At 64.0% G+C, this 25223-nt stretch carries 24 protein-coding genes; 10 read left to right on the plus strand and 14 right to left on the minus strand.

Annotated elements, in window-relative coordinates:
• The 3 genes from PHI64_RS18105 to PHI64_RS18115 all read left to right on the plus strand — a co-directional run.
• A partial coding sequence (locus PHI64_RS18105) for a PDDEXK nuclease domain-containing protein (protein ID WP_299885781.1) occupies window positions 1-891 on the plus strand: 891 nt, incomplete at its 5' end.
• Window positions 888-2963: a DEAD/DEAH box helicase gene (locus tag PHI64_RS18110; protein ID WP_299885784.1), complete on the plus strand. Its 2076-nt coding sequence runs from the start codon at window positions 888-890 to the stop codon at window positions 2961-2963. The genes PHI64_RS18105 and PHI64_RS18110, both read left to right, overlap by 4 nt.
• Window positions 2956-4143 (plus strand): GIY-YIG nuclease family protein, encoded by a 1188-nt coding sequence (locus PHI64_RS18115; protein ID WP_299885787.1) that lies wholly within the window; start codon window positions 2956-2958, stop codon window positions 4141-4143. Before PHI64_RS18110 ends, PHI64_RS18115 begins: the two co-directional genes overlap by 8 nt.
• 135 nt (window positions 4144-4278) lie before the next feature.
• Here PHI64_RS18115 and PHI64_RS18120 read toward each other — a convergent pair whose 3' ends face one another.
• A complete protein-coding gene (locus tag PHI64_RS18120) occupies window positions 4279-4881 on the minus strand; it encodes a rhodanese-like domain-containing protein (RefSeq protein WP_299885790.1) in 603 nt (200 codons plus the stop codon).
• A gap of 47 nt (window positions 4882-4928) precedes the next feature.
• Between PHI64_RS18120 and PHI64_RS18125 the strand changes: the two genes are divergently transcribed.
• A complete protein-coding gene (locus tag PHI64_RS18125) occupies window positions 4929-5231 on the plus strand; it encodes a cytochrome c (RefSeq protein ID WP_299885792.1) in 303 nt (100 codons plus the stop codon).
• Window positions 5232-5363: 132 nt separating this feature from the next.
• Here the strand turns inward: PHI64_RS18125 and PHI64_RS18130 are convergent, their stop codons facing one another.
• From PHI64_RS18130 to soxC, 9 genes are all read right to left on the minus strand, one after another.
• Complete coding sequence (locus PHI64_RS18130; protein ID WP_299885795.1) at window positions 5364-5819, minus strand: thioredoxin fold domain-containing protein; 456 nt, start codon at window positions 5817-5819, stop codon at window positions 5364-5366.
• Window positions 5820-5823: 4 nt separating this feature from the next.
• Window positions 5824-6795: an MBL fold metallo-hydrolase gene (locus tag PHI64_RS18135; RefSeq protein WP_299885799.1), complete on the minus strand. Its 972-nt coding sequence runs from the start codon at window positions 6793-6795 to the stop codon at window positions 5824-5826.
• A gap of 11 nt (window positions 6796-6806) precedes the next feature.
• On the minus strand, window positions 6807-8531 hold the full coding sequence (gene soxB, locus PHI64_RS18140) for a thiosulfohydrolase SoxB (protein ID WP_299885802.1): 1725 nt from the start codon (window positions 8529-8531) through the stop codon (window positions 6807-6809).
• A 16-nt stretch (window positions 8532-8547) separates the two neighbouring features.
• Window positions 8548-9183: a sulfur oxidation c-type cytochrome SoxX gene (soxX, locus tag PHI64_RS18145; protein WP_299885804.1), complete on the minus strand. Its 636-nt coding sequence runs from the start codon at window positions 9181-9183 to the stop codon at window positions 8548-8550.
• A gap of 13 nt (window positions 9184-9196) precedes the next feature.
• Window positions 9197-10003, minus strand: a complete 807-nt coding sequence (gene soxA / locus PHI64_RS18150) for a sulfur oxidation c-type cytochrome SoxA (RefSeq protein ID WP_299885807.1) — start codon at window positions 10001-10003, stop codon at window positions 9197-9199.
• 88 nt (window positions 10004-10091) lie between these two features.
• The gene (gene soxZ / locus PHI64_RS18155; RefSeq protein WP_296573382.1) at window positions 10092-10403 is read right to left on the minus strand and encodes a thiosulfate oxidation carrier complex protein SoxZ; all 312 of its coding nucleotides are present in this window, start codon (window positions 10401-10403) and stop codon (window positions 10092-10094) included.
• Window positions 10404-10438: 35 nt separating this feature from the next.
• On the minus strand, window positions 10439-10906 hold the full coding sequence (gene soxY / locus PHI64_RS18160; protein ID WP_299885811.1) for a thiosulfate oxidation carrier protein SoxY: 468 nt from the start codon (window positions 10904-10906) through the stop codon (window positions 10439-10441).
• Window positions 10907-10935: 29 nt separating this feature from the next.
• Window positions 10936-12018: a c-type cytochrome gene (locus PHI64_RS18165; RefSeq protein WP_299885813.1), complete on the minus strand. Its 1083-nt coding sequence runs from the start codon at window positions 12016-12018 to the stop codon at window positions 10936-10938.
• A complete protein-coding gene (soxC, locus tag PHI64_RS18170) occupies window positions 12002-13348 on the minus strand; it encodes a sulfite dehydrogenase (RefSeq protein ID WP_299885816.1) in 1347 nt (448 codons plus the stop codon). Before soxC ends, PHI64_RS18165 begins: the two co-directional genes overlap by 17 nt.
• Before the next feature lie 274 nt (window positions 13349-13622).
• On the opposite strand from soxC, the gene PHI64_RS18175 reads away from it, so the two are divergent.
• Together PHI64_RS18175 and PHI64_RS18180 are read left to right on the plus strand one after the other, a co-directional pair.
• Entirely contained in the window at window positions 13623-13937 is a 315-nt protein-coding gene (locus PHI64_RS18175) for a cytochrome C (RefSeq protein WP_299885819.1), read from the plus strand.
• An 11-nt stretch (window positions 13938-13948) separates the two neighbouring features.
• Window positions 13949-15226, plus strand: a complete 1278-nt coding sequence (locus tag PHI64_RS18180; RefSeq protein ID WP_299885822.1) for an NAD(P)/FAD-dependent oxidoreductase — start codon at window positions 13949-13951, stop codon at window positions 15224-15226.
• 62 nt (window positions 15227-15288) lie between these two features.
• Here the strand turns inward: PHI64_RS18180 and PHI64_RS18185 are convergent, their stop codons facing one another.
• The 3 genes from PHI64_RS18185 to rlmM all read right to left on the minus strand — a co-directional run bounded on the left by PHI64_RS18185 (window position 15289) and on the right by rlmM (window position 18655).
• Window positions 15289-15891 carry a c-type cytochrome gene (locus tag PHI64_RS18185; protein ID WP_299885825.1) on the minus strand — a complete coding sequence of 201 codons (603 nt, stop codon included), beginning with the start codon at window positions 15889-15891 and terminating at the stop codon, window positions 15289-15291.
• Window positions 15892-15991: 100 nt separating this feature from the next.
• Window positions 15992-17488 (minus strand): DEAD/DEAH box helicase, encoded by a 1497-nt coding sequence (locus tag PHI64_RS18190; protein WP_299885861.1) that lies wholly within the window; start codon window positions 17486-17488, stop codon window positions 15992-15994.
• A gap of 78 nt (window positions 17489-17566) precedes the next feature.
• A complete protein-coding gene (rlmM, locus tag PHI64_RS18195; protein WP_299885828.1) occupies window positions 17567-18655 on the minus strand; it encodes a 23S rRNA (cytidine(2498)-2'-O)-methyltransferase RlmM in 1089 nt (362 codons plus the stop codon).
• A gap of 200 nt (window positions 18656-18855) precedes the next feature.
• On the opposite strand from rlmM, the gene PHI64_RS18200 reads away from it, so the two are divergent.
• The 3 genes from PHI64_RS18200 to PHI64_RS18210 are packed head-to-tail and all read left to right on the plus strand — an operon-like array spanning window position 18856 to window position 23291.
• Window positions 18856-19893, plus strand: coding sequence for an aldo/keto reductase (locus PHI64_RS18200; protein WP_299885831.1), 1038 nt, complete (start codon window positions 18856-18858; stop codon window positions 19891-19893).
• A 57-nt stretch (window positions 19894-19950) separates the two neighbouring features.
• Window positions 19951-21486 carry an HD-GYP domain-containing protein gene (locus PHI64_RS18205; protein ID WP_299885834.1) on the plus strand — a complete coding sequence of 512 codons (1536 nt, stop codon included), beginning with the start codon at window positions 19951-19953 and terminating at the stop codon, window positions 21484-21486.
• Window positions 21483-23291, plus strand: coding sequence for a bifunctional diguanylate cyclase/phosphodiesterase (locus tag PHI64_RS18210; RefSeq protein WP_299885837.1), 1809 nt, complete (start codon window positions 21483-21485; stop codon window positions 23289-23291). Before PHI64_RS18205 ends, PHI64_RS18210 begins: the two co-directional genes overlap by 4 nt.
• Before the next feature lie 15 nt (window positions 23292-23306).
• Here the strand turns inward: PHI64_RS18210 and PHI64_RS23630 are convergent, their stop codons facing one another.
• Window positions 23307-23780 (minus strand): hypothetical protein, encoded by a 474-nt coding sequence (locus tag PHI64_RS23630; RefSeq protein WP_366945216.1) that lies wholly within the window; start codon window positions 23778-23780, stop codon window positions 23307-23309.
• A gap of 149 nt (window positions 23781-23929) precedes the next feature.
• Here PHI64_RS23630 and PHI64_RS18220 point away from each other — a divergent pair, with 149 nt between their 5' ends.
• Window positions 23930-25222 (plus strand): extracellular solute-binding protein, encoded by a 1293-nt coding sequence (locus PHI64_RS18220; protein ID WP_299885840.1) that lies wholly within the window; start codon window positions 23930-23932, stop codon window positions 25220-25222.
• The last annotated feature ends 1 nt before the right edge of the window (window position 25223 follow it).

Consider the following 25223-nt stretch of genomic DNA (forward strand, 5'->3'; position numbering starts at 1 on the left):
TGGTGTTCGTCGGCAAACAGGTCAGTCTTGATGGCACTACGCTGTTTCATCGGGATAAGCTGCAGCAGGGGTCAGGACGATGTAATTTTACCAAGGGTGGGCAAGCTGAGGTTTTTCGAGGCGCCCCAATTTGTGCAGCAGGTGCTGCACAAATTGCCTTGGGGGCACAACCTGGTCTTGCTGGACAAGCTGCCCGGCCCGCAAACCCGCACATGGTATGCCGCCAAGGCCATCGAGCATAACTGGTCGCGCAATGTGCTGGTGATGCAGATCGAAACCCGCCTGCTGGAGCGCAGCGGCAAGGCGGTGACCAACTTCCCCGCCACGCTGCCGGCGTCGCAGTCCGACCTGGCGCGCGAATCGCTGAAAGACCCGTATCGCTTCGACTTTCTCGGCCTCACCGACAAAGCGCAAGAGCGTGCAGTGGAAGGCGCACTGGTCAAGCACGTCACCGAATTCCTGTTGGAGCTGGGCGCGGGCTTCGCCTTTGTCGGGCGGCAAGTGCTGTTGGATGTGGGAGGCGACGAGTTTTTCATCGACCTGCTGTTCTACCACCTCAAGCTGCGCTGTTATGTGGTCATTGAACTGAAGGGCGGCAAGTTCAAGCCGGAGCATCTGGGACAGTTGGGTTTTTATCTGACGGCGGTGGACGAGCAGGTCAGGCATCCGCAGGACAACCCGACCATCGGCCTGTTGCTGTGCAAGAGCAAGAACAAGGTGGTGGCCGAATACGCGCTGCGCCAGAACACGCAGCCGCTGGGTGTGGCGGAATACAAGCTTATTGAATCCCTGCCGCCGGAACTGGCGACTGATTTGCCAAGCATCGAACAGATCGAGCAGGAGTTGACGGGAAATGATGCGGGTACAGCCAATGCGGACGATGAGTCATGACCGATAACGCCACCAGCCAGCGTGCTGTTCCATCGGTTTCCGTCACCTACGCCCGTAACGGCGCATCGACCAAGGCTAATGCTTATGGAATGCGGCCCATGCAGGAGCGCGCCTACGAAAAGCGCGGCGAGCAATACCTGCTCATCAAGTCGCCGCCCGCATCGGGCAAGAGCCGTGCGCTGATGTTCGTGGCACTCGACAAGCTGGCGAACCAGGGCGTGAAGCAGGCCATCATCGTCGTGCCGGAAAAGTCCATCGGGGCCAGCTTTAACGACGAACCGCTGTCGAAGTACGGCTTTTGGGCCGATTGGCACGTCGAGCCGAAGTGGAACCTGTGCAACGCGCCGGGCAACGATAACGGCGGTAAGGTCAAGTCCCTCGGCGCGTTCCTCGAAGGTGGCGAACAGGTGCTGGTCTGCACGCACGCTACCTTCCGCTTCGCGGTCGATGCCTACGGCGTGGAGGCGTTCGACGACCGGCTGATCGCGGTCGATGAGTTTCACCATGTTTCGGCCAACCCCGACAACAAGCTGGGCGCGCACCTGGGGCAGTTCATCGAGCGCGGCAAGACGCACATCGTCGCCATGACCGGCTCCTACTTCCGGGGCGACGCGGAGGCCGTGCTGGCCCCGCAGGACGAGTCGAAGTTCGATACCGTTACCTACACCTACTACGAACAGCTCAACGGCTACGACTACCTCAAGCAACTCGATATCGGCTACTTCTTTTACAGCGGGCCTTACGTCGATGACATCCTCAACGTCCTCGATCCTGCCGAGAAGACCATCATCCACATCCCCAACGTCAATTCGCGCGAGAGCACGAAGGACAAGATGCGCGAGGTGGAGCACATCATCGAGGTGCTGGGGGAGTGGCAGGGCATCGACGCGGCCACTGGTTTCCAGCTCGTCAAGCGTCTCGATGGCCGCGTGCTGCGCATTGCCGATCTGGTCGATGATGATGCCGCGAAGCGCGACCGGGTGTCCGCCGCGCTGAAAGACCCGGCGCAGAAGAACAACCGCGACCATGTGGACATCATCATCGCGCTGGGCATGGCGAAGGAGGGTTTCGACTGGATCTGGTGCGAACACGCGCTGACCGTGGGCTACCGGGCCAGCCTGACCGAGATCGTCCAGATTATCGGCCGAGCCACCCGCGACGCCCCCGGCAAGACCCGCGCGAGCTTCACCAACCTGATAGCCGAACCGGACGCGACCGAGGAAGCGGTCACCGAGGCCATCAACGATACGCTGAAGGCCATCGCGGCAAGCCTGCTGATGGAGCAGGTTCTGGCTCCGCGCTTCGAGTTCAAGCCCAAGAATCCCGACAACGGCCCGACGCCGGGCTTTAACTATGGCGAGGGTGGCTATGATCCGGATCGCTGCAATGTCGGTGTCAATGAGCAGACAGGGGCCTACCAGATCGAGATCAAGGGTCTTGCCGAGCCCAAGAGCAAGGAGGCAGCGCGCATCTGCCAGGAAGACTTGAACGAAGTCATCGCGGCTTTCGTGCAGGACAAGCCCACCATCGAGCGTGGCTTGTTCGATGAAGAGCTGGTGCCCGAGGAGCTGACACAGGTGCGCATGGGCAAGATCATCAAGGACAGGTATCCCGAGCTCGACGCCGAAGATCGGGAGGCCGTGCGCCAGCACGCCATCGCCGCCCTCAACCTCACGCAGCAGGCCAAGCGGCTGGTCACCGAAGGCCCGGCCAGCCCGAACCTCGACGGGTCGCCCAATACCGCCCTGATCGATGGCGTGCGCCGCTTTGCGATGGACGTGCGCGAGCTGGATATTGACCTGATCGATCGCATCAACCCCTTCGGGGAAGCCTACGCCATCCTTGCCAAGAGCATGAGCGAGGACAGCTTGAAGCAGGTCGCGGCGGCCATCTCGGCCAAGCGCACGAGCCTGACGCCGGATGACGCAAAGGATATGGCCGTTCGGGCTGTCCAGTTCAAGAAGGAGCGTGGCCGTATTCCCGCGCTCGATTCCCAGGATGTGTGGGAGCGACGCATGGCCGAAGGCGCAGCCGCCTTCATGCGTTTCAGGGCGGAGGGGCGCTATGAGTAATGCCGATCTTGACGAACTCGCCGCAGAACTTGCCGAGTTCGCGCCGCCCGAGAAAAAGGGCGGGCGCCCGGCCAGCGAGGAGCGTGTCATCGCTGGCTTCGAGGAGATCCAGCGCTTCACCGAGCAGCACGGGCGTGCTCCGCGGCACGGCGAAGGCCGCGACATATTCGAGCGCCTGTATGCCGTGCGGCTCGACCGTCTACGCGCGCTCCCGGATTGCCGTGCCTTGCTTGAGCCGTTGGATCATCAGGGCTTGCTGGCTGGGGCGCCGACTGTTTCTGCTTCGACGGACGAAGCCATCGACATCGATGAGCTGGCTGCCGAGCTGGCGGATGCTGCCAGCGCGGACGACATCACGGTCTTGCGCCATGTCCGTACCAACGCCGAAAAGCGCGTCGCCGAGGAGGTCGCGGATCGCAAGCCCTGCGAGGACTTCGAGACCTTCCGGCCCTTGTTCGAGCGCGTGCAAGCGGAGGTCAAGACCGGCATGCGCCAGTCCCAGCCCATCGAAGCGGGCCGCCGCGCGATTGAAGCCGGGGACTTTTTCGTTCTCGATGGCCTTACGCTCTATGTCGCCGAGGTTGGCGAGCCGTTGAAAACCACCGCCGGAGAGGTGGATCGCCGCCTGCGCCTCGTCTTCTCCAACGGCACCGAAAGCAACTTGCTGCTGCGCTCGCTCCAGCGTGCGTTCTACAACGATCCCGCCGCGCGGCGGCTAGCTTCGCCCGAAAGCGGGCAACTCTCCTTCGGTGGTGAGTTTGAGGTCGATGATGTCGAAAGCGGCACGATCTACGTCCTGCGCTCCCTGTCCGATCATCCCTATGTCGCGCAGCACCGCGACATCATCCACAAGATGGGTGTGACCGGTGGCAGGGTGGAGGCGCGCATCGCCAACGCCGAACACGATTCCACCTACTTGCTGGCGAAGGTCGAGGTGGTGGCGACCTACAAGCTCGCCGGCATCAACCGCACCCGGATGGAGAGCCTGTTCCACAGGCTGTTCGCGCCCGCGCGGTTGAACATCACCATCCATGACCGCTTCGGTCATCCCGTACAGCCCGAGGAGTGGTTTCTCGTTCCGTTGTTCGTCATCGACGAGGCCGTCGCGCGCATCAAGGATGGCAGCATTACCGGGTATATCTACGATCCCAGTGCTGCGACGCTAGTGAAAGTCGAGTAGTTCGAGACAGCTCCGTTTCAGTATGGGTTCGAAGTCAGGAGACAGATCTCAGCGCAGGTCCTGGATCAGCGGGCTCAGTAGCACGTATCCGCCAATATCGGCTGCCCCAGCGCCGATCATGCCGCCCGCTAGGCTTCAGCGGGGGAAGTACATCCTCGCCTTCTCCAGCTTGTAGGTCCAGGGCAGGCCGGCGTTCTTCCAGCCATTGACGATGCGCTGGCCGGCCTTCGGGCCATCCTTGGCGCTGTCGCCCTCGAAGCCTTCGGTGATGCTGTAAACGCGGGTGAAGCCGGCGTTGGCCAGCAGGTCGGCGGCCCGGGCGCTGCGGTCGCCGGAGCGGCAGATCAGGATGACCCGGTCGGTCTTGCCGAGGCGCTTCTCCTTGAGGCGGATTTCGGCCTCCTGGATGAAGTCGCTGTTGGGTTCGAGCTGATACATGTGGCGGCGCTCGTCCCAGTCGGTCATCAGCTCCTGGTGCTCCACGTAGGGCACCAGGGCATCGGCGTCGGTGGGCATGCCCACGTACATGGCCTCGGCGCGGGTGCGTACATCCAGGAAAAGCGTGCGGGCAGGCTCCCGGCCCATGATCTCGTGGGCCTCGGCGGGGGTCAGGTAGAGCTGCAGGCGCGAGCGTTTGTAGTCGGGCAGGGTGCCGCCGTCCACGCCCTCGGCGAGCACGGGCAGCGAAACCGAAAGGCTGCCGATGGCCAGTAGTGCAGCCAGCGCAAAATGTCTCATACTTCCTCCAGACGATTCGTGTGTACCAACCCCGGGAGAGGCTGATCATGCAGGTGAAAACGGTTGTTCTGATGGCGGGTGTGTTGCTCTCCGGCGCGGCGCTGGCGGGCGGCGATCCGGCCACGGGGGAGAAGATGGTGAAGGAGCACGCCTGTGCCGGCTGTCACCAGCGCCTCATCGGCGGCGACGGCTCGGCCCTGTACACCCGCAGCGACCGCAAGGTGACGAGCAAGGAGAAGCTGACGGCCCAGGTGAGCTTTTGCAGCACCCAGCTCAAGACCGGCTGGTTTCCCGAGGACGAGGAGCACGTGGTGGCCTGGCTGAATCACCGCTACTACCACTTCAAATAGGGGACGTGGGGTCGAATTCATTCGACCTCGGACTTCGGCCAAGGGGCTGTCGCTCATCCCTGTGAGGAGGTCGAATGAATTCGACCCCACGGGGGCATGGCCCGCGCAACGGATTTACAGGATGACTGGGGGTCATCGGGCTAGCCCCTGCGTCACCCGGTTCTCCAGATAGCCGCCGTACAGCCCCACGCTGTCACCCCCCAGCAGCGCCTCGGCGCGGGGTTGGCCCGTGCCGTCCAGAAAGAGCACGGTGGGCGCGAACTTCACTTTGTAGCGGCGGGCCACGTCGGCGTGGGTGGCCTGGCGGCCGTCAAAATCCCTGAGCAGCCGGGGGCTGCCGATGCCCACCTCGCGGATGCGTACCCGCTCGCGGAAGCGGGGGTCGTCGGTGAGCGCCGGCAGGTAGGCGTCGCGCACGGCAACGCAGTAGGGGCAGTCGGGCAGGCTGAAGAGCACCACATAGAGCAGCTCGGGCTGTTTGCCGCCGGTCTCGTGGAGGCTCGAATCCAGGGGGCCGCGGGCGTGGACGCCCGGTGCGCCGGCCAGGATCAGGCCGGCGAGCAGGGCCAGGCGCGCGAAGAGCTTCATGGCTTCAGCGGGCGAGGGACTCGCGCTCCAGGGTCAGGTAGCTGCCATAGGCGTTGATGCGGTTGGCGGCCTCGAAGGCGGGCAGCTTGCTGAAGCGGCGCCAGTCGGTGCGGGCATACGCCTCGTCAAAGGGCACCATCTCCTCCACGGCCTTGCCCATCTGTTCGCGCAGGTAAAGCAGGTAGTCGCGGGTCAGCCTGAGGTCGGCGGCGGCATCGGTGGAGTGCCGCCCGTGGCCAGTGACCAGTACCCGGGGCTGCAGCCCGACCAGGGTGTCGATGGCGGCGAGCCAGCGTTTGCTGTCGGCGTTGCCCACGAAGGGGATGCGCCCGGCAAACAGGATGTCGCCGCAGAACACCACGCCATCTTCCTCCACGGTCACCACCAGATCTTCCGGGGCGTGGGCGGGGCCGAGGAGGGTGACGCGGAAATGCAGGCCGCCTTCCTCGAAGCGGGTGTCACCGTCGAGCCAGCCGTCGGCCTGGATCAGGCGGGTGTGTTCATCCACCCATGGAAAGAGGTCTTTCTGTCGCTGCGCGAGTCGGGCAGCGGCCTCGCCACTGCCGAAGTATTCCTTGCCGCCCTGGTGGGCCCACACTTCGGCGCCGGTGGCCTTGAAGGCCGCGAGACCGTAAAAATGATCGGCGTGGTAGTGGGTCAGGATGACCCGCTTCACCGGCTTGCTGCTGACCTGGCGGATGGCGGCCAGCAGTGCGTCGCCCAGGGGCGGTGTGCCGAGGGCGTCGATGACGATGACGCTGTCGCGGGTGACGACGAAGCCGGCATTGCTGTTGAAGCCCTTGTTGGCCGCCGAAGCCATGCCGGCGTCGCCCAGCACATACCAGGCGTGGGCCGATACCTGGACCGGGGTAAGGGGCGGGACGTCCTGGGCCACGGTGCCCAGGCTGAGCATGGCGGCGGCGAGGGCGGCGAGGGCGCGCAGCCAGAGAGGGAGAGGGAATCGGCTGCAGGCCATCGTTGTTCTCCTCAAGCCATGCCGGGGTTGCCGGCCATGCCCTTCAGGGTGGGCAGATTGAGCGGGCGGGCGTGGATTACCTTCTGGCCCTTGAGATAGCGGGCCACCAAGTCCCAGATGACTTCGCCGCCGGCTTTGGCGGCATCTTCTGAGACCGGCGCCCAGCCGGCGACCTTGTAGGTCTTGCCGGCTTCCAGGGGCTTGCCACCCAGCCGCATGTCGGTGATGCGGCTGCCCATGCGGCCCATCGGGTCGCAGGCGTACTCAAGCCCGCCGACCCGCACCATGTCGCCACCCTGCTGGTAGTAGGGGTCGGGGTTGAAGAGGTTGTCGCAGACGTCTTCAAGCACGGTCTTGATCTGCTCGCCGGTCATCATCGTCACCGTGGTCCAGGGGTAGGTGATGGCGGTCTGGTCGAGGAGGTGCTCCATGCGGATGGTGTCGCCGGGCAGCAGGCTGGTGCCCCAGCGGAAGCCCGGGGAGAAGGCAATCTCGGCGTTCTTCTCGGCCAGCAGGGCGTCGAGGATGAGCTGGTCCCAGGAGCCGTTGAAGTTGCCGCGGCGGTACAGCAGGCCTTCGCTGACGGCGAGCTTCTCGGCCAGCTTGCCCTCGTAGGGAGCGCGCATCTTCTTGATGAGCGCGTCCATGGCCGGGTCGGCGGGGATCAGATTGGCGAAAACCGGCAGCAGCTTGTAGCGGAAGTCGGTGACCTTGCCGCCCTTCACTTCCAGGTCGAGCACGCCCAGGTACTTGCCATTGGAGCCGGCGTTGGTCACCAGGGTCTGGCCACCGGCGTTCTTCACGATCACTGGTGCGGGTACGCCGTCGTGGGTGTGGCCACCGAGGATGGCGTCGACCCCACGGACGCGGCTGGCCATTTTCAGGTCCACGTCCATGCCATTGTGGGACAGCACCACCACGGCCTGGGCGCCGGCGGCGCGGGCTTCGTCAACCACCTTCTGGAGGTTGTCGTCCTGGATGCCGTAGCTCCAGTTGGGTACCTGCCAGCGGGGGTTGGCGATGGGGGTGTAGGGGAAGGCCTGGCCGATGATGGCCACCGCCACGCCATTGATGTTGCGGATGACGTAGGGCTTGAACACCGGGTCGCCGAAGTCGGCGGTCTTGATGTTCTGGGCAACGATGTCCACCGTGCCTTTGAAGTCCTTCTCTTCGATTTCCTTGACCCGCGCTTCGCCGTAGGTGGCTTCCCAGTGCAGGGTCATCACGTCCACAGTCAGCGCCTTGCAGGCGTCCACCATGTCCTGGGCATTGGTCCATAGGGCCAGGCCGGAGCCCTGCCAGGTGTCGCCGCCGTCGAGCAGCAGCGAGCCCGGGCGGCTGGCCTTGAGCTGCTTGACCAGGGTGGCGAGATGGGCGAAGCCGCCGACCTTGCCGTAGGTTTTGGCGGCCTTGACGAAATCCAGGTAGGTGAAGGCGTGGGCTTCCGGTGTGCCCGGGCGGATGCCGAAGTGGCGAAGCAGCTTTTCACCCACCAGGTGCGGCACCTGGCCGGCCATCGGGCCGACGCCCAGATTGACGTCCGGCTCGCGGAAATGGATGGGCAGCAACTGGGCATGACAGTCGGTCATGTGCAGCAGGCTGACGTTGCCGAAGCGCGGCAGATCGTACATCCGTGCGGCGGCCTTGGCGGCCTCTGATGGATTGCTGTGGAGGCTCAGGCCGCCGGCCGCAGCGACGGCCAGCACCTGGAGGAAATCCCGGCGGTTCATGGACATGCGGTGGGCTCCGATTTCAGTCTTTGTTCACGGGCGATTCGGGATCGACCAGGAAGGCGACGATGTGGGTGATCTGCTCGGGTGTCAGCCAGTTGTGAAGGCCGAAGCGGGGCATGTTGGTGCAGGCGTTGAAGGCGTTGGAGTTGTAGATCTTGTCGTAGGTGTATTTGATGATCTGCTCGGTGTTGCCGCGCAGTTTGCCGAAGTGCTGGAGGCTGGGGCCGATGGTGCCGTAGGCCACTTCCTTCTCTGCCAGCTGGTGGCAGGCATAGCAGTTGCCGCCGCGCACCCGCCCCGGCGGGTCGGGCTGTATGAAGCCGATGTGGCCGCCGGTGCCGACGGCGGCGAGCTTCTCGCCCTCTTTCCAATCACCAATCAGCTTGCCGTCCACGGGGTAGCGGATGGAGGCCATCTCGGCCTTTTCGATCTTCTGGCGGACCTTGGTGGGTGGGTGATCCTTGAACTGGCTGCACAGGCGCATGGTCTCGTCCTGATCGAGCCGTTGCATCCAGTAACTCGGGTTGTCTTCACGGAAGGAGCCGCGGAAGATCTGTTCGGCCTGGGCCGTGATGTCATCCGCGGGCTTGCTCTGGGCCAGGGCGGAGAGGGGGGCAAATGTGATCAGCGCGAGGGCGATCAGGCTGTGTTTCATGGTCGCTCTCCGTTCAGCGTTTGATGCCGGGGGTTTGCATGACGGTGCCGCTGGCCGTCTTCTGCAGATAGACCTGCAGGGCGATCACCGAGTCGGACAGGTACTTGGGCTCGGGCCAGCGGGCCTGGCGCATGCAGTCGATGAGGCGGCGCTGCATGGTCCAGACTGCACCCTGGGAAACCCGGTAGGACGGCCAGGTGGACATGGCCATGCCGGCGCCCGCCTGAGTGGTCAGGTTGCCCAAATCCTGCAGGCGGATGCGCTTGTCGTCCTGTCCGTGGCAGATGGCGCAGGAGAAATCCTGGGGGCCGCTGCGACGGTAGAAGATGTACTCGCCCACTTTGGCCATCCGGGCTTCTTCGGGGTGGCGGGCCGGTACATCGATTTTCATGCCATTGGACTTTCCGCCGATGTAGGTGACCAAGGCTTCGATTTCGGATTCCTTGCCCGGGCGGGAGAACCACTGGCGGGTCACGTCCTCATACTGGAACCCCTGCAGGCTGACCATGCAATGAACCAGCCGGGATTCCACGTCCATGACCTTGCGGGTGTCGGCGAAGTAGCGGGGGAGCTGAGCGTAGGCACCGTCGAGCTTGCCCGGGCCGAGGCCCATGTCGCATTGCTCCAGGCTGGCGTTTTTCGGCCCGCGCGGGGTCTTCCACAGGGACTCGCCCTTCAGCTCCAGCAACTCGGCGGGGTTTCCGTCGGCCAGCATCTCGCGGTATTTGGCGATCTCGTCCATGGTGGAGCCCTGGGCGATGGCCGTGCCGGCCAGGCCAAAACCCACTGCGGCAAGGACCGCAGGCAGTCTTGTACTCATCCTTCTTCCTCCTTCGTGTTGGGGCCCGGTGCCGCCTTGGGCGGTCTGATGGGTGGGCGAGGGGCCGGGCGGGGGCCCGGCGCCCGGGTCAGTTGATCTGGACCTCGTCCGTGCGCTTGTCGCCCTTGTTGTCCACCCAGCTCACCGCGAGCTTGTCGCCCTTGGCGCCGCCCTTGAACTTGAAGGCCAGGTAGGGGTTCTTGGAAACGGCGGTGCCGAACTGGGCCGCCAGCACCTGCTTGCCGTTATGCTCGGCGGAGAGTTCGGTGATGAAATGGGCCGGGACCAGATTGCCGGAGGAATCCTTGCGCTGGCCGGTTTCCATCTCGTGGCTCATGAGCACTTTCACTTCGGTGATGCCGTCCTTCGCGCTGGCGCGAATCTTCATGGGATCTGCCATTTTTCTTCCTTTGTCCGAATGGGGTAGGGCGGGGCTCAGCCGCCGCAGCCGCCGAGGGTGACCTTGATTTCCTTCTTGGTCATGATGAACTTGCCACCTGCCTTGACGATGGCGATGACGTCGGAGGTCTGGCCCATCTTGACCCGGGTCTGCACCGAGGCTTCAGTGCCGGCCGGCAGCATGAAGCTGGCAGCGAGGGGGTTCGGGTTCTTCTCGATGAGGATGGCGATGGCTTCGACACCGGCCAGGGCCGACACCACGCCCACCGGCACCACGGCGCCGTTTTCGGCGATGTCCGGGGCGGTGATCTGGATGTCGGTGGAGCTCTGGGCGCCGGTAGCGCCGAGGGCCTTGAGGGTGTCCTCGATGCTCTTGGCGTCGAAGGCCGATTTGTTCCATTCGGCCCGGGCCTGGCCCGGGGTGATCAGGCCGGCGGCGGCCAGCAGGCCAAACAGGCCCAGCCCGCCACCGGCCTTGAGTGCTTCACGGCGTTGCATGTTCATGTGTCTCTCTCCTTGGTTGATCGGTTTGCTTACTGGGCCTTGGCGCCCGACATGATCCATTTGACGAGGCTGCGGATATCCGCGTCCTTGAGCTGGCCCTGGGGTGGCATGGGGATGGCTCCCCACGCGCCCTGGCCGCCGGCCTTCACCTTGGCGACAAGCTTCGTTTCGGCATCGGCCTGGCCTTTGTATTTGGCCGCCACCTCGTTGTAGCCGGGGCCGACGATCTTGCTGGCCACGCCGTGGCAGGCCATGCAGCCGCTGTCGCTGGCCAGCTTGCTGGCGGTGGCGTTTTCACTGAGGGGGGCCGGGGCGACTGGCGTTGCGGCCTTGCCGCTGGTGTCCTTGCCGCGCACGGGGCCCACCGGCCGGTTCTGCTCGGCCAGATTGCCGTGGGCAGTTTCGGCATACACCGGCAGCAATGAGGCCACCTTCACTTCTGTCTTGCAGTTGCTCATGCAGGCTGTGTTCTTTACGTCGGGCTTGCCACCGTTGCCGATGCCACCCTTCGCCGCCGTAGCGCCCGGCCACATGCCGTGGTCGGTGTTCATGCCGTTGCGGTTGGGCATGCGGGCCTGGGCTTCGGCAATGTTCTTGTCGGTCAGCACGAAGTCGCCGGGGACGATTTCGGCCAGGTTGAGCAGATAGGCCACCAGGGCGTAGACCTCGTCATTGCTGAGGGACTTGGGGGCGGTCAGGGGCATGGCCCGGTTGATGTAGTCGAACAGGGTCGACACCGTGGCCACCTTCATGATCGCGCTGCGCTGGGGGGCATCGCCCTTGACCAGGGACAGCACGTGGCCCGTCTTGATGTCGTCCTTGGTGGTGCCGCCGATCAGCGGGGTATGCACCTCGTTGGATTCGCCGAAGCTGCCGTGGCAGGACGCGCATTTGGCTTCCCAGACCTCCTGGCCCTGATCCACGCTGCCGCTGCCGGGGCGCAGGCCCTTGAAGTCGGGGCGAACGTCGATGTCCCAGGCGTGGATTTCGGCGCGGGTGGCGCTGCGACCGATGCCCGCATACTTGCCGTCGGCCAGGGCACTGTTGGCGGTGAGGGTGGCCAAGGCCAGGGCGATGGCGCCGCCCAGGGAAGGTTTAGAGAACCTGAACATTGCTCACCTCCCCACTTTCCGTCACCTTCCACGACTGGATGGCGTTGTTGTGATAGATCGATTTGGTGCCGCGCACGGCACGCAGCTGGCCGTAGCCGGGCTGTACGTAGCCGGTGTCGTCCAGGGCCCGGGACTGGAGGATGGCGGGTTTGCCGTCCCACACCCAGTCGATGTTGAAGCGGGTCAGGCACTTTGCGTTGACCGGCCCTTCCACTCGCGCCGGGCGCCAGTTGATGCCTCCATCGGTAGATACATCCACGCGCTTGATCTTGCCGCGCCCCGACCAGGCCAGGCCGGAGATGTTGTAGAAGCCCTTGTCGAGGAGGATCTGGCCACCCGAAGGGGTGGTGATGACCGACTTGCACTCCTGCACCGAGGTGTATTGGCGGTGCTGGCCGTCGGGCATGAGGTCGATGTAGTGGATGGCCTCGTCCTTGGTGGCCCAGGGCTTGTCGCCCACTTCGATGCGGCGTAGCCACTTGACCCAGCTCACCCCCTGCACGCCCGGCACCACCAGGCGCAGGGGGTAGCCGTTTTCGGGGCGCAGCATCTCGCCGTTCTGGCCGTAAGCCACCAGCACCTCGTCGCTCTGCACCATTTCGATGGGGATGGTCCGGGTCATGGAGGAGCCGTCGGCGCCCTCGGCGAGCACATACTTTGCCTTCTTCCAGTCGATGCCGCAGTCTTCGAGGATCAGCCGCAGGGGGACGCCGGTGAACTCGGAGCAGGACAGCATGCCGTGGCTGTACTGCACGGTGGGAACTGCCACGTTGCCCCATTCCATGCCGGTATTGGCGCCGCATTCAATGAAGTGCATCCGCGACACCGGGGGCAGGCGGAGGATGTCATCCACCGTATAGACCTTGGGCTGCTTCACGAAGCCATTGTCAGTGCCATGCACCATCAGGCGGTGTTTGGACGGGTCGATGTCTGCCCAGCCCTGGTGATGGCGCTCGAAGTGCAGGCCCGACGGGGTGATGATCCCGAACAGGCCCTGCAACGGTGTGAAGGCCACCGAGACCTGGGGCATGCGTGTCAGGCCGGGGGACTCCCGGCGCTGCAGACCTTTCTCGTACTGGGAGGGCAGGCCATAGGGCCGGGCGGCCACGGGCTGCCCGAGGCTGGTAGTCCAGGGGGGCAGGGTGAGTATGTTGGGGTCGCCGTCGGCGGCGCGGGCGATGCCGCTGCCCGTCAGGGCGGCGGAGGCGGTGATGAAGGCGTTACGCAGGAAGTCCCGGCGCCCTTCCTTGACGGCAGTGATCTCCGTTTCGGTCAGGAAGTTCTCGGGGGCGGGGCGAACGCGCCCGCGCTGGGTTGGCTGGTCGGCCATGTGATGTCTCTCCCTCAGTCTCCAAGTGTTGGAATCGCAGAAGGTGACGTCTGCGCGTGCCGTGAACCGGTCTCACCCCCCTTGATCTAAAACAATTTATAACCATAGACTAATATCGTCAATTGCTAATATTGATGCGCTGCAATAATCCGTGCCTGCTCAAAAAGGCCGCACATCGACGGCCATGGCGGCTTGCTGTGGCAAGCTGCTCAGGAGAACAATACGCAGGAAGCACCCATTGCTCACCGCTCCGGCGGAACCAAGGAGGAGATGTATGAAGCTGTTTCGATGGATGTTGGCCGTCGGGCTGTTCGGTGTCCTGGGCACAGCCCAGGCCGAGGTCAAGGCGGACCCCAACCTGGCCCGAAATCTGGCCGCTACCTGCGCCAACTGCCATGGCACCGACGGCAAGGCTGTGGCCGGCTCCGGGGCCGAGGCCCTGGCAGGCACCGACAAGGCCAAGCTGTTGCAGAAGCTGATGGATTTCCGTTCGGGGGCCAAACCGGCCACGATCATGCATCAGATATCCAAGGGCTATACCGAGGCACAACTCGAACTGGTGGCGGAGTATTTCGCCACCCGCAAGTGAGGGAGCGCAGGATGTGGGATCGACGTGAGTTTTTGAAGGGCGCGGCCCTTGCCGGCGGGTCGGTTGCTCTGCCCGGGCTGTCGGGCTGCACCATTGGGTCGAAGGCCCGGGGCCATGTGGTGGTGGTAGGGGGCGGCTTTGGTGGTGCCACGGTGGCCAAATACCTGCGCATGTGGAGCCAGCAGGGCGTGGATGTGACCCTTGTGGAGCGTAACCCGCAGTTCATTTCCTGCCCGATATCCAACCTGGTGATCAGCGGTGACAAGCAGATGTCCGACATCACCCTGAGCTACGATGGCCTGCGCAACACTTGGGGCGTGAAGGTGCTGCAGGACACCGTGACCGCGGTGGATGCGGCAGCCCGCAAGGTGACGCTGGCCTCGGGTGGGGTGCTGTCCTATGATCGGCTGGTGCTGTCGCCGGGCGTCGAGTTCATGTACGACCAGGTGCCGGGGCTGGAGAGTGAGGCGGCCCGCGACTCCGTGCTGCATGCCTGGAAGGCTGGCCCGCAGACGGCGGCCCTGCGCAAGCAGCTGGAAAGCATGCAGGACGGCGGCGTCTACGCCCTGACCATCCCAAAGGCGCCCTATCGCTGCCCCCCCGGACCCTACGAACGGGCCTGCCTGGTGGCCAACTATCTGCAGAAGGCCAAGCCGAAATCCAAGGTGTTGGTGCTGGATGCCAACGAGGAGATCACCTCGAAGAAGGGCTTGTTTACCAAAGCATTCGAGAAGTACAAGGGTATTCTCGAGTACCGCCCCAACAGCGAGCTGCGCGAGGTGGACGTGGCTAGCCGGATTGCGGTTCTGGAGTTCGACAAGGTCAAGGCTGACGTGCTCAACGTGGTGCCGCCCCAGCGGGCTGGTGACGTGGCCGCCAAGTCGGGCCTCAAGCTGATCAACAACCGGTGGGTGGATGTCGACTGGCTGAGTTTCGAGTCGGTCAACACAGCCGGGGTGCATGTGATCGGTGATGCAATCTTCCCGGCGCCGACCATGCCCAAGTCGGGTCACATGGCTAACCAGCATGCCAAGGTCACTGCGGCAGCCATTCTCAACCTGCTGGCAGGCGAGGCGCCAAGCCCTGCGCCCTTGGTGATGAACACCTGCTATAGCTTCGTGGATTCAAAGAACGTCATCCACGTGGCCTCGGTGCATCAGTACGACGCAGCCAAGAAGACGGTGATGCCGGTGGCAGGGGCCGGCGGCGTGTCGGCCGCCGCGAACGAGCTGGAAGGCAAGTACGCGCTGGCCTGGGCGCGCAACATCTGGGCTGACATGCTGGTCTGACCTGGGCTTGCAGATGAAGACGGGGCCGCTGTTTGGGTGGCCCCGTTTTTAATCGGGCAGGATCACTCCAGGGTGGAGATGTAGCTCGATACGGCCTTGACTTCCAGCTCGGTGAGCCTTGAGGCGATGGAGTGCATCACCGCGTTGTCGTTGTTGCGTTCTCGGGTGTTGAACTGTTTGAGCTGGTTTTCCAGATAGAGGGGCTGCTGGCCGGCCAGGCGGGGCAGCAGCGGCGTGCCATAGCCTTTGGAGCCGTGGCAGGAGGTGCATGAGGCTACCCCAGAGTATTGGTTGCCCTTGGTGAAGATGTAGCGTCCCACCGCGGCCAGTTCGGCGTCGGTAGTGCTGGTATGGCTGGGTCTTTTCTGTTCAAAGAAGCTGCCGAGGGCTTTCATTTCCTCGGGGCTCAGGTCGCCCACCATGCCGGACATGGTGTCGCTCTTGCGTTTGCCGGTCTTGAAGTCGGACAGTTGTTTGACGATGTAATCGGCATGCTGGCCGGCCAGCCGTGGATACAGGGCCGATGCGGCCTCACCTTCCATGCCATGACACAGGAAGCAGCGACCACCGACGATCTCCTCGGCGCGTTTCAGATCTGCAGCTTGCACCGCTGCGGGCAAGGCCATCAACAGCGTCAGACCAGCCGCAAAAAAATACCCTTGCATTCTTCTCTCCTCCTTTTTATAAACTCCGGAGAGAAGACTATCAGAATTCGTTAATACTCTGAATTGAGTAGGGGAGCCTTGCTACGGGTTCGTATTGCACTCAGTGCTTGCGACCCAGCCCACCCAGCAGGAAGGCGATCGGGCGCTGGCTCTTCTGGGGAGCGGTGGCTTCGTCACCGTTGCTTCCGCTGCCAGCCGGTACGGCACCGTCCTTCTGCTGGTAGGGCTTGCTGAAGTCAAAGCCGTCAGCGGCGATGTGCGAGGGTTGGCGGCTGCGCTGGGGGCTGCGTTCGCGTTCGGTGCGCTCCGGCCGGTCGCCACGTTCGGGGCGGCGTTCACTCCGCTCACCACGCTTGCGCTCGCCACCCTGTGCTGCAGCAGCACCGTCGGCCGGCCGGGATGACGGGGCGCTGCGCCGGCGGCGGCTGCCATCGGCATCGAAGAAGTCAGGCTCGGGGTCGTAGCCGGGCACGATCTCCTGCTTGATCTCGAGTTTGATGAGTTTCTGGATGTCGGCGAGGCGGTGCTTTTCTTCGGAGCTGACCAGGGACACGGCCTTGCCCGACTTTCCGGCGCGGCCGGTGCGGCCGATGCGGTGGACGTAGTCTTCGGCGGTGTGGGGCAGCTCGAAGTTGATCACCGAGGGCAGATCCTCGATGTCGAGGCCCCGGGCGGCCACGTCGGTGGCCACCAGCACGCGGACCTTGCCGGACTTGAAGTTTTCGAGGGTCTCGGTGCGGGCCTGCTGGCTCTTGTCGCCGTGGATGGAGTCGGCCGAGATGCCGTGGCGCTCCAGGAAGTGAGCCAGGCGGCTGCAGGCGAACTTGGTGTCCACGAAGACCAGCACCTGGTTGGTTTCGTCTTCGTGACGCACGATGTGGGCCAGCAGGTTGCGCTTGAGGCCGCTGGATACCGGGTGAACAACGTGGGTGATGGTCTCGCTGACCATGTTGCGGCGGGCCACCTCGATCAGCTGCGGGTTCTTCAGCATCTGATCGGCGAGCTTCTTGATCTCGTCGGAGAAAGTGGCGGAGAACAGCAGGCTCTGCCGGGCGGCCGGCAGCAGGGCGAGGATGCGCCGGATGTCGGGGATGAAGCCCATGTCGAGCATGCGGTCGGCTTCATCGAGGATCAGGAATTCGACCTGGCCAAGGGCGATGGTCTTCTGCTGGACGTGGTCGAGCAGGCGGCCCGGCGTGGCAACGACGATCTCGATACCACGGCGCAGCTCCTGGATCTGCGGGTTCATGTCGACGCCGCCGTAGATGCAGGTGGAGCGCAGGGGAAGATGCTTCGAGTACATCTTTACGGATTCATACACCTGCATGGCCAGTTCCCGCGTCGGCGCCAGAATCAGCGCACGTACGGGGTGCCGGGCAGGGCTGGTCGAACTGCTGGCGTGACGTGCCAGGCGATTGAGCAGCGGCAGGGTGAAGCCGGCGGTCTTGCCTGTGCCAGTCTGGGCGCCGCCCATGACGTCATGCCCGGCCAGCACGACGGGAATCGCCTGGCGCTGGATGGGGGTCGGTTCGGTGTAGCCGGCTTCGGTGACGGCCCGCAGGATTTCAGGAATGAGTCCGAGTTCGGAAAACGACATGGATGTGATCACGATCGCGGTGCGGTGCTTAGTGCACTGCACCATTTGAGTAGTCCAGCATTATACATCGGGATGTCGTCAACGCCGCGTGAGATAGCAGGTGACCTCTTCGCGGTCGTGGTAGAGATGCTTGATTCTCAAGGTGTATTTGATGTTGCCCGCACGCATGCGCTGGTCAATCAGGGCGCGGCAGCGTTCCACCTCGTCGAAGCGCCGCTTCATGGGCAGTTTGAGGTTGAAGATGCTGCGTCGGCAGCGCCCGCTGGCCACCCACTCGGCCATCAACGGGGCGATGCGGGAAGGCTGCTCGACCATGTCGCAGACCATCCATTCCACCTGCTTGCGTGGCTTCCAGGTAAAGCCATCCACCCGCAGGTGTTCGAGCAGGCCGGTGGCCACCACCGACGGAGCCATCGGGCCGTTGTCGATGGCGGTGACCCGCAGGCCGCGGCTCACCAGCTGCCAGGTCCAGCCGCCGGGGGATGCCCCCAGATCGACGGCCTGCAGGCCCGGGCGCAGGGTGGCGCGTTGTTCGTCTTCAGTGAGCAGGTCGGAGATGGCCTCGGCCAGTTTCAGGGTGGAGCGACTGGGAGCGTCCTTGGGCATGCGCAGCCGGGGAATGCCCATGGGCCAGGACGAGCCTTCGCTGGCCAGGCTGATACCCAGCATGGCCCGTTTCGGGCTGGCCAGGAAGACATGCAGGCGCGGCAGATGGGGTGAGTCGGTGCGCAGCAGCCCGGCCTGGGTGAGGGCTTCTTCAAGCAAGGGGCCGAAACGACGCAGGAAACCGGACTGCTGCTTGCCGTCGTTGGTGTCGGGGGTTTCGAGCAGCAGCGCGGAGAAGCGCTCTCCCAAAGCGATGATGGTGCTCATGAGGGGGCTCAGGCGATCCTTCTCGGGAAGATCGTCCAGGTTGCCGACGAGCTGGCAGGTCTGCCGCGAGAAGATCAGGCGGGACAGGTCGAAGCGCCGCCGTAGCACGTCGTGGGGGATGGGGGTATTCAATTGAAACAGGGTGAAACCACTGTTGGCTACGTCGACCGTGCCCCCTTCCAGACGCGCAGTGCGGGCCGCAGCCTGAAGTTCAAGGCTGGCATCGGGCTCGAACCCGGGGCGGCACTGGACGAGAATGCCAATGGAAAGGCAGGGCGTAGGGGCGGGCTGCATGGGTTGGGGGGGCTGAAGGCGATGGTGGATGTGTAGAATCTGGGCAAGGGCTTGCTCGCCCGTGCTGACGTGCGATGCGGCGTTTGGCTGCGGGGGGCATGATACCCGATCGCGGCTCGCCGCTTTTCTGCCCGGGGCACACGTTGCCGGTTGGCGGCGTCGGGCTGTGTGGCAGTTTTTTTGCGATCTGGAGGGTACTTATGGAGTTCCGTAATCTTGGTGCCAGCGATCTGCGGGTGTCGTCTGTCTGCCTGGGAACGATGACCTTCGGCCAGCAGAACTCGGAGGCAGAGGCGCATGCACAGCTGGATGCGGCGTTTGCAAGGGGCGTGAATTTCATTGACGCCGCCGAGATGTACCCGGTGCCGGCCCGCGCCGACACCTACGGCCACACCGAATCCATCATCGGGTCGTGGCTGCGCGGGCGCCCCCGGGACAGTGTGGTGCTGGCCACCAAGGTGGCAGGGCCGGGGCGCAACATGGCGTGGGTCCGCGGTGGTCCGGCCTCCCTCGACCGGGCCAACATCCGTGCGGCTGTCGAGGCCAGCCTTACCAGGTTGGGTACCGATTATATCGACCTGTACCAACTCCACTGGCCGGCCCGTAATCAGCCCATGTTCGGTCAGTGGCGTTTCGACCCGGAAGGCGAGCGGCCGGCGACCCCCATCGAGGAGCAGCTCGCAGCCCTTGCCGAGCTGGTGACGGAGGGGAAGATCCGCTACGTGGGTTTGTCCAATGAGCACCCCTGGGGCCTGATGTCCTTTCTGCGGGTGGCCGACATGCTGGGGCTGCCCCGGGTCGTGTCCGTGCAGAACGCCTACAGTCTGCTCAACCGGGTGTTCGAACAATCCATGGCCGAGGTGTGCTTTCGCGAGAAGGTCAGCCTGCTGCCGTATTCGGTGCTGGGCTTCGGGCACCTGACTGGCAAGTACCTTGACAACCCCGCGGCCCCGGGGCGGATTTCGCTGTTTCCAGGTTTCGGGCAGCGCTATGACAAGCCCTGTGTGCAGCCCGCCGTGGCGGCGTATGTTGACCTGGCAAGCCAGTACGGGATGACACCGACCGAGTTGGCTATCGGTTTTGTCGCCTCCCAGCCCTTTGTGGGCAGTGTGATCGTGGGGGCGACCACCATCGCGCAGCTCGAAGCCAATCTCGATGCCTGTGTGCGGTGCCTGGATGCCAGGGTACTGGGGGAGATTGAGGCGGTTCATCTCCAGTTTCCCAACCCCGCGCCGTAAATCCAGGGCGACTGCGGTGAAGTGTTGCGGAGCTGAAATGCTTGGACGGAGGGTGTGTTGAAGGAAATCGTGGCGGCGCAAGACCTGCGTGCGGGCATGTTTGTGTCGGAGCTTGATCGTCCGTGGCTTGAGTCGCCTTTCATGATGCAGGGTTTCCTGATCGAGGATGAAGCGACGCTGCTGCAGATCCGGCAGGTGTGCAGATTTGTGTACGTTGATCGGGCTCGTTCGGTGGGGGAGGCCTGGCGCAGTGCGCCGGCGGAGCCTGTCGGCACTGCCGCGGAGCGTCAGCCGGCTGCGCTGGGCGCCTTCGTGGTCAAGCCCGGGCAGCGACGTCAGCCACTGGATTTCTTCGCTTTGCTCAAGTCACTCCGCGGCCTGAGGGTTGAATCGGCCGGCTGCCGGGGAGAGGGTGACGAGGATCAGGCTGCACCCTGGTTCCGGCGCTATCCGGAGGCGGGTGATCCACGCGGGCAGGGTGCCGGCGAGGGCCTCCCCGAAAGGCGCGGGTCGGCTCCTTCTGCCAGGCTGCCGCTGATAACCATCTACGATGAGCGCTCCGCCCGCTCCGCTGGGCGGGCGGGGGGAGAGGCGGGCTCGGGGGTATCCGGGCCGGCGGGTATGAGCTTTGTCGAGCCAAGCACCTCGCTGGACGAGGAGATCGTCAACGCGTTGCCGGTGGTGGCCCGAGTGCAAGGCTTGTTGGCGGAGATCGCCAGAGACGTTCAGAGCAATCTGACCCCCGATCTCGAGCGCTTGCGTGGCGTGGTGTCTGAAATGGTGCTGAGCGTCGTCCGCAATCCGGACGCCTTGCTTTGGTTGCTGCGCCTCAAGAAGACCGACCAGTACAGCTATGACCACTCCCTCGACGTCGCTGCCCACGTGATGATCTTTGGTCGGGCCCTGGGACTTGGTGAGGAGTCCATCACGACCCTGGGGATGGCCGGGGTGCTGCAGGATATCGGCAAGCTGCGCCTGCCCCAGCGCCTGCTCCAAAAGACTGGCGTCCTGTCGCCCCGCGAGTACGAGATCTTCAAGACCCATGTGGATTTCTCGCTGCATATTCTTGCCGCCTGCCCCCACGCCACACCCCAGATGATGGATATCATCGCCCGCCACCACGAGCGGCTCGACGGTAGCGGTTACCCGGCCGGCCTGAAGGGGGATGATCTGGGTCTTATGGCGGAAATCGCGGGCATTTGCGACGTTTACTGCGCCATGACCCGGGAACGCTCATATGGGGTGGCGGTGAGTTCCCAGGATGCTCTTGACGCAGTCAGGGCGCTGCGAGGCAAGCGTTTTTCGATCAGTACGGTGGATCAGTTCGTCCAGTGCATCGGGCTCTACCCGGTGGGTACCCTGATTGAACTCAATTCCGGCGAGGTTGCGGTGGTGGTGTCCCAGAACCGGATCCGTCGCCTCAAGCCCCGGGTGATGATCCTGCTCGGTCCTGACAAGAAGCCCAACGCCTATCCCCAGACCCTGGATCTCCTCTACGACCCTTCCTGTGCCACTGGCGAACCCTACGAGATCGTCCGGGCATTGCCGCCTGGTGCCTTCGGGGTCGATCCGTCGGCTTTTTATCTCGCATGAATACACCCGCATCGCATCTGGTGCGCTCCCCCCATCCGGTCATCGACGAGGATGCCCTCGCCCGTCTCCTGCTGCGCTACGGCGTCGGACAGGGGGAGCAGGCTGCGGTGCGTGCCTTCGGGCGGATCATCCGCGCCGGCGAGTTGGAGGAGGCGCTGCTGGCCCGCTTCGATCTTGGCGAGGCGGTGGCCGGAGTGGAGCCCTCCTTGAGGGCTTTCTGTGTCGAGCTGGCAAAAATCACTGAGTGGGACTTCACCCCCGGCTGGCTGGCCGGGCTGGTGAATCTGTGGTCCGAGTGCTATCTGGGCGGGGCGGTGGCGGAATTTCCCTTCATCGCCATCGAGGCCCTGATGACCTCCTGCCAACTGCATCTGTTCAGCGATCGGGCCATGGTTCATCGACTGGAGCTCGACATCTTGTCGGCTCTCGTGCGCTTGGGCTGGTGTCTGGGCGGACTACTGTGCGAGGTGTCCATCGACCATGAACAGACCTTCCGGCTCAATGCCGAGGATGGTGATGCGGTCCTCGGCATCCCCAACCGACGGCGTTTCCTGACCTTGTTGGCGGAAGGCCTGGCTCGTGCTGCTGACGGAGAGGCGGTAGGGCTGCTGGTGCTCGATATCGAATGGGGGCGGTCTGTGGATGTGTTGGCCATGGACGAGCGCGACCACTTGCGGTTGGCCCTGTCGGATGCGATGCGGGCAGTTCTGCGTTCCAACGACACCCTGTGTGCCCTCGGCGATGATCAATGGGCTGTCATCCTGCCGGATCTGCAGCATCCGGCCCAGGTGTCCCTGGCCGGCAGCAAGCTGGTGGATGCTTGCGAGGTTCTGCGGGGCAACAATTTTCCCGGGCAGCGGGGGCGTTTCCACGCTGGCGGGGCATGGGCGCCGGAGCATGCCACCGACCCCCTCGGCCTGGTGCATGCAGCCCGTGCGGCGCAGGTGGCTGCCAAGGCGTCCGGCCAGGCCTTCGACTTGTATTGTCCGGAAACGGCGGCGCGAAGCCATGGCGACGCGGGGTTCGAATCGGAAGTGGCTCGAGCCCTGGAGACCCGCCAATTTCAGCTCTATCTGCAACCCCAGGTCGCCCTGCCGTCCCGCCGGCTAGTCGGCGCCGAGGCTCTGCTGCGCTGGCGGCGAGAAGGGCAGGGGTTCGCGTCGCCACCCGACATCCTGCAGGTGCTGGAGCGCATCGGCCTTATGGCGGAGCTGTCGCGCTGGGTCATTCAGCAAGCCGGGCAGGTGCTGGCCACGCTGGCAGCGGCCGGATGTGAGGTGTCGGTTTCGGTGAATCTCATGGCTGACGATCTGAAAGATCCGGAGTTGCCGCTCTTCATACGGCAGACCTGCGAAACCTGGCGAGTGCCTGAGTCACGCATGTGCTTCGAACTGACCGAGGGTGGCCTTGTGTCGCGGGACGGTATGTCCGTTCGCAACCTCGATGCCCTGCGTGCAGGGGGAGGGCGTCTGGCTCTGGACGATTTCGGGACGGGCTATTCGTCCATGGATTACTTGCGGCGCCTGCCCGTGGATGAGCTGAAGCTTGACAAGTCTTTTGTCGAACGCATCACCGTCACCGACAATGATCGCGCCATCGTCGAGTTGATGGTACGTGTGGCCCACACATTTGGTCTGGAAGTGGTGGCTGAAGGGGTCGAGGACGTAGCCACCGAGGCGGTGCTCAATGAGATGGGCTGTGACCGGGCTCAGGGGTATCTATATGCACCGGCCATGCCCGTGGAGCAGTTCCTTGCCTGGTGGGAGTCGCATCGGAATATGCTGGTGGGGGCCGGGGCATCCTGACGCTCACCAGGAGGCTTACTCCCTGGGCTTGCGCCTTTTGCGCGTTTCGGATTCGGTGGGCGTGTCGGTTTCGGTCTTTACCGGGGAATCAGCTTCCGCTTGGTTGTCGCCCTCGGCCGAGGATGATCTTTCCTCGCCGGTTTCGGTGCTGCTGTGGTTTGCCGTTTTCTTTTTCTTGGATGACGGAGCGGCTGGAGGCGGAGGCGGGGGGAGCAAGGGCACGACTTCCGTGATCTTGTTCTCCGCCATGTAGTCGTTCATTTCTTTCCAGCCCGCAAACACCGCAGCCTTTGAGGCCGTGATGTTGAGCGTGTAGCAGTCTTCTATGGCCCGCCCGGCATGACGACAGGCGCTACCGATGGCCTTGCCTTCGGCTTCCGCTTGAGCACTCACCTTGGCCGGATCCGGGATGCCAAGCTGTTCGCAGCCCCCTGTCACGGCGGCACAGGTGGCCAGGGCAAGCATGAAGCGAAGGGGCGGTTTAGTCATGGCGCAGGGAGCGGAATTGCTATGAAGGGTCTACGGCCCCGGTGCTTCCGACTTGAATCCGGACCGGCAAATCTGCCGTGCTGTTCGGGCGTCGTTCTCCTTATAATTAAGGGCTGATTTATCTTCTTATGTCCGTGGACAGGATCCCCATGACCATGTTGAATCGCGGCGCCCTGTGCGTTGCCATCGCCACCCTTTTTTCAACCCACGCCATGGCGGCACCCAAGAAGCCCGCTGCCAAACCGGCAGCGACAGCTGCGGCTCCGGTTGCCGTCAAGGATATCGAGCTGGTGCATACCCTCGGTGCTGATAAAGGTGCCCAGTTGCAGAAGCTGGTGGACCGCTACAACCTGGCCAACCCCAGCGCCCGGGTCGTACTCCAGGACCGTGCCTGGAATGATGGTAGCCTGCCGCATCTGATGATTCTGGGCGAGCGCGATCTGGCGGGCTTTTTCGCGGGCCCGCAACGCTACCGTCCTCTGTACCAGGTCATGAAGGAGGCCGGCCAGCGCTTCGAGACACTGCGTGCTCCGGCGATGATGACCCCGACCCCGATTGACAGCGCCAACCGTCTCATTGCCCTGCCTGTGGCCCTGTCCACCCCGGTGTTGTTCTACAACAAGCAGGCCTTCCGCGAAGCCGGCCTTGATCCCGAAGTCGCACCCAAGACTTGGCAAGGGCTGCAGGCCGATCTCGGCAAGCTGGTGGCAGCCGGTCAGGCCTGCCCCTACACCACCGCCCAGCCGGCATGGATCCTTGTCGAGAACATGAGCGCCTGGCACAACGAACCGGTGGTCACCGAAGGCAAGAAGGCCTCTCTTGCCATCAATGGCATGCTGGAAGTCAAGCATGTGGCCATGCTGTCCTCATGGGTCAAGGCCCGCTACCTCCACCTCTTCGGCCGGGAAGACGAGGCTACCGAGCGTTTCGCCAAGGGCGAATGTGCCGTGTTGACCGCGCCCTCCGGCGCCTGGCCGACCCTCAAGCGCCAGGCAGCCTTCGAGGTCGGTGTGTCGAGCCTGCCTTACCACGAAGATTACTACGGCGCGCCCCAGAACACGCTCGCCGATGGTCCGGCGATGTGGATCGGCGCCGGCAAGAGCCCGGCAGAGTACAAGGCTGTGGCGCGCTTCATCAGTTTCATGTTGACCGCCGAGAGTCAGGTTGAGTGGCAGCGTAATGCCGGCTACCTGCCGCTTAATCAGGCAGGCCTGCTGGCGTCCGAGAGTCGTCTGCTGGCTGCGGATCTGCTCAACATCCATGTCGGTGTCCAGCAGCTCACCAACAAGAAGGTCACCGCCATCAGCAAGGCCAGTGCCTATCCCCAGCGCGCTGCCGTGCGCAGGATCGTCGAGGAAGAGCTGGAATCGGTCTGGGAGGACCGCAAGCCCTCCAAGCTGGCCCTCGACACAGCGGTGGCCCGTTCCCGTCAGCTGGACTGAT

This window comes from Zoogloea sp., from assembly GCF_028689785.1.
Lineage (GTDB): Bacteria > Pseudomonadota > Gammaproteobacteria > Burkholderiales > Rhodocyclaceae > Zoogloea.

Excerpts from the sequence above, each read along its gene's own strand:
- PHI64_RS18175 (WP_299885819.1), top strand. The coding sequence starts at position 13,623 with ATGAAGCTGTTTCGATGGATGTTGGCCGTCGGGCTGTTCGGTGTCCTG.
- soxA (WP_299885807.1), bottom strand. The coding sequence starts at position 10,003 with ATGAGTACAAGACTGCCTGCGGTCCTTGCCGCAGTGGGTTTTGGCCTG.
- soxZ (WP_296573382.1), bottom strand. The coding sequence starts at position 10,403 with ATGGCAGATCCCATGAAGATTCGCGCCAGCGCGAAGGACGGCATCACC.
- PHI64_RS18130 (WP_299885795.1), bottom strand. The coding sequence starts at position 5,819 with ATGAAGCTCTTCGCGCGCCTGGCCCTGCTCGCCGGCCTGATCCTGGCC.
- soxC (WP_299885816.1), bottom strand. The coding sequence starts at position 13,348 with ATGGCCGACCAGCCAACCCAGCGCGGGCGCGTTCGCCCCGCCCCCGAG.
- PHI64_RS18135 (WP_299885799.1), bottom strand. The coding sequence starts at position 6,795 with ATGGCCTGCAGCCGATTCCCTCTCCCTCTCTGGCTGCGCGCCCTCGCC.
- rlmM (WP_299885828.1), bottom strand. The coding sequence starts at position 18,655 with ATGCAGCCCGCCCCTACGCCCTGCCTTTCCATTGGCATTCTCGTCCAG.
- PHI64_RS18125 (WP_299885792.1), top strand. The coding sequence starts at position 4,929 with ATGCAGGTGAAAACGGTTGTTCTGATGGCGGGTGTGTTGCTCTCCGGC.
- soxX (WP_299885804.1), bottom strand. The coding sequence starts at position 9,183 with ATGAAACACAGCCTGATCGCCCTCGCGCTGATCACATTTGCCCCCCTC.
- PHI64_RS23630 (WP_366945216.1), bottom strand. The coding sequence starts at position 23,780 with ATGACTAAACCGCCCCTTCGCTTCATGCTTGCCCTGGCCACCTGTGCC.
- soxB (WP_299885802.1), bottom strand. The coding sequence starts at position 8,531 with ATGTCCATGAACCGCCGGGATTTCCTCCAGGTGCTGGCCGTCGCTGCG.
- PHI64_RS18200 (WP_299885831.1), top strand. The coding sequence starts at position 18,856 with ATGGAGTTCCGTAATCTTGGTGCCAGCGATCTGCGGGTGTCGTCTGTC.
- PHI64_RS18165 (WP_299885813.1), bottom strand. The coding sequence starts at position 12,018 with ATGTTCAGGTTCTCTAAACCTTCCCTGGGCGGCGCCATCGCCCTGGCC.
- PHI64_RS18110 (WP_299885784.1), top strand. The coding sequence starts at position 888 with ATGACCGATAACGCCACCAGCCAGCGTGCTGTTCCATCGGTTTCCGTC.
- soxY (WP_299885811.1), bottom strand. The coding sequence starts at position 10,906 with ATGAACATGCAACGCCGTGAAGCACTCAAGGCCGGTGGCGGGCTGGGC.
- PHI64_RS18120 (WP_299885790.1), bottom strand. The coding sequence starts at position 4,881 with ATGAGACATTTTGCGCTGGCTGCACTACTGGCCATCGGCAGCCTTTCG.
- PHI64_RS18180 (WP_299885822.1), top strand. The coding sequence starts at position 13,949 with ATGTGGGATCGACGTGAGTTTTTGAAGGGCGCGGCCCTTGCCGGCGGG.
- PHI64_RS18115 (WP_299885787.1), top strand. The coding sequence starts at position 2,956 with ATGAGTAATGCCGATCTTGACGAACTCGCCGCAGAACTTGCCGAGTTC.
- PHI64_RS18185 (WP_299885825.1), bottom strand. The coding sequence starts at position 15,891 with ATGCAAGGGTATTTTTTTGCGGCTGGTCTGACGCTGTTGATGGCCTTG.
- PHI64_RS18210 (WP_299885837.1), top strand. The coding sequence starts at position 21,483 with ATGAATACACCCGCATCGCATCTGGTGCGCTCCCCCCATCCGGTCATC.
- PHI64_RS18220 (WP_299885840.1), top strand. The coding sequence starts at position 23,930 with ATGACCATGTTGAATCGCGGCGCCCTGTGCGTTGCCATCGCCACCCTT.
- PHI64_RS18190 (WP_299885861.1), bottom strand. The coding sequence starts at position 17,488 with ATGTCGTTTTCCGAACTCGGACTCATTCCTGAAATCCTGCGGGCCGTC.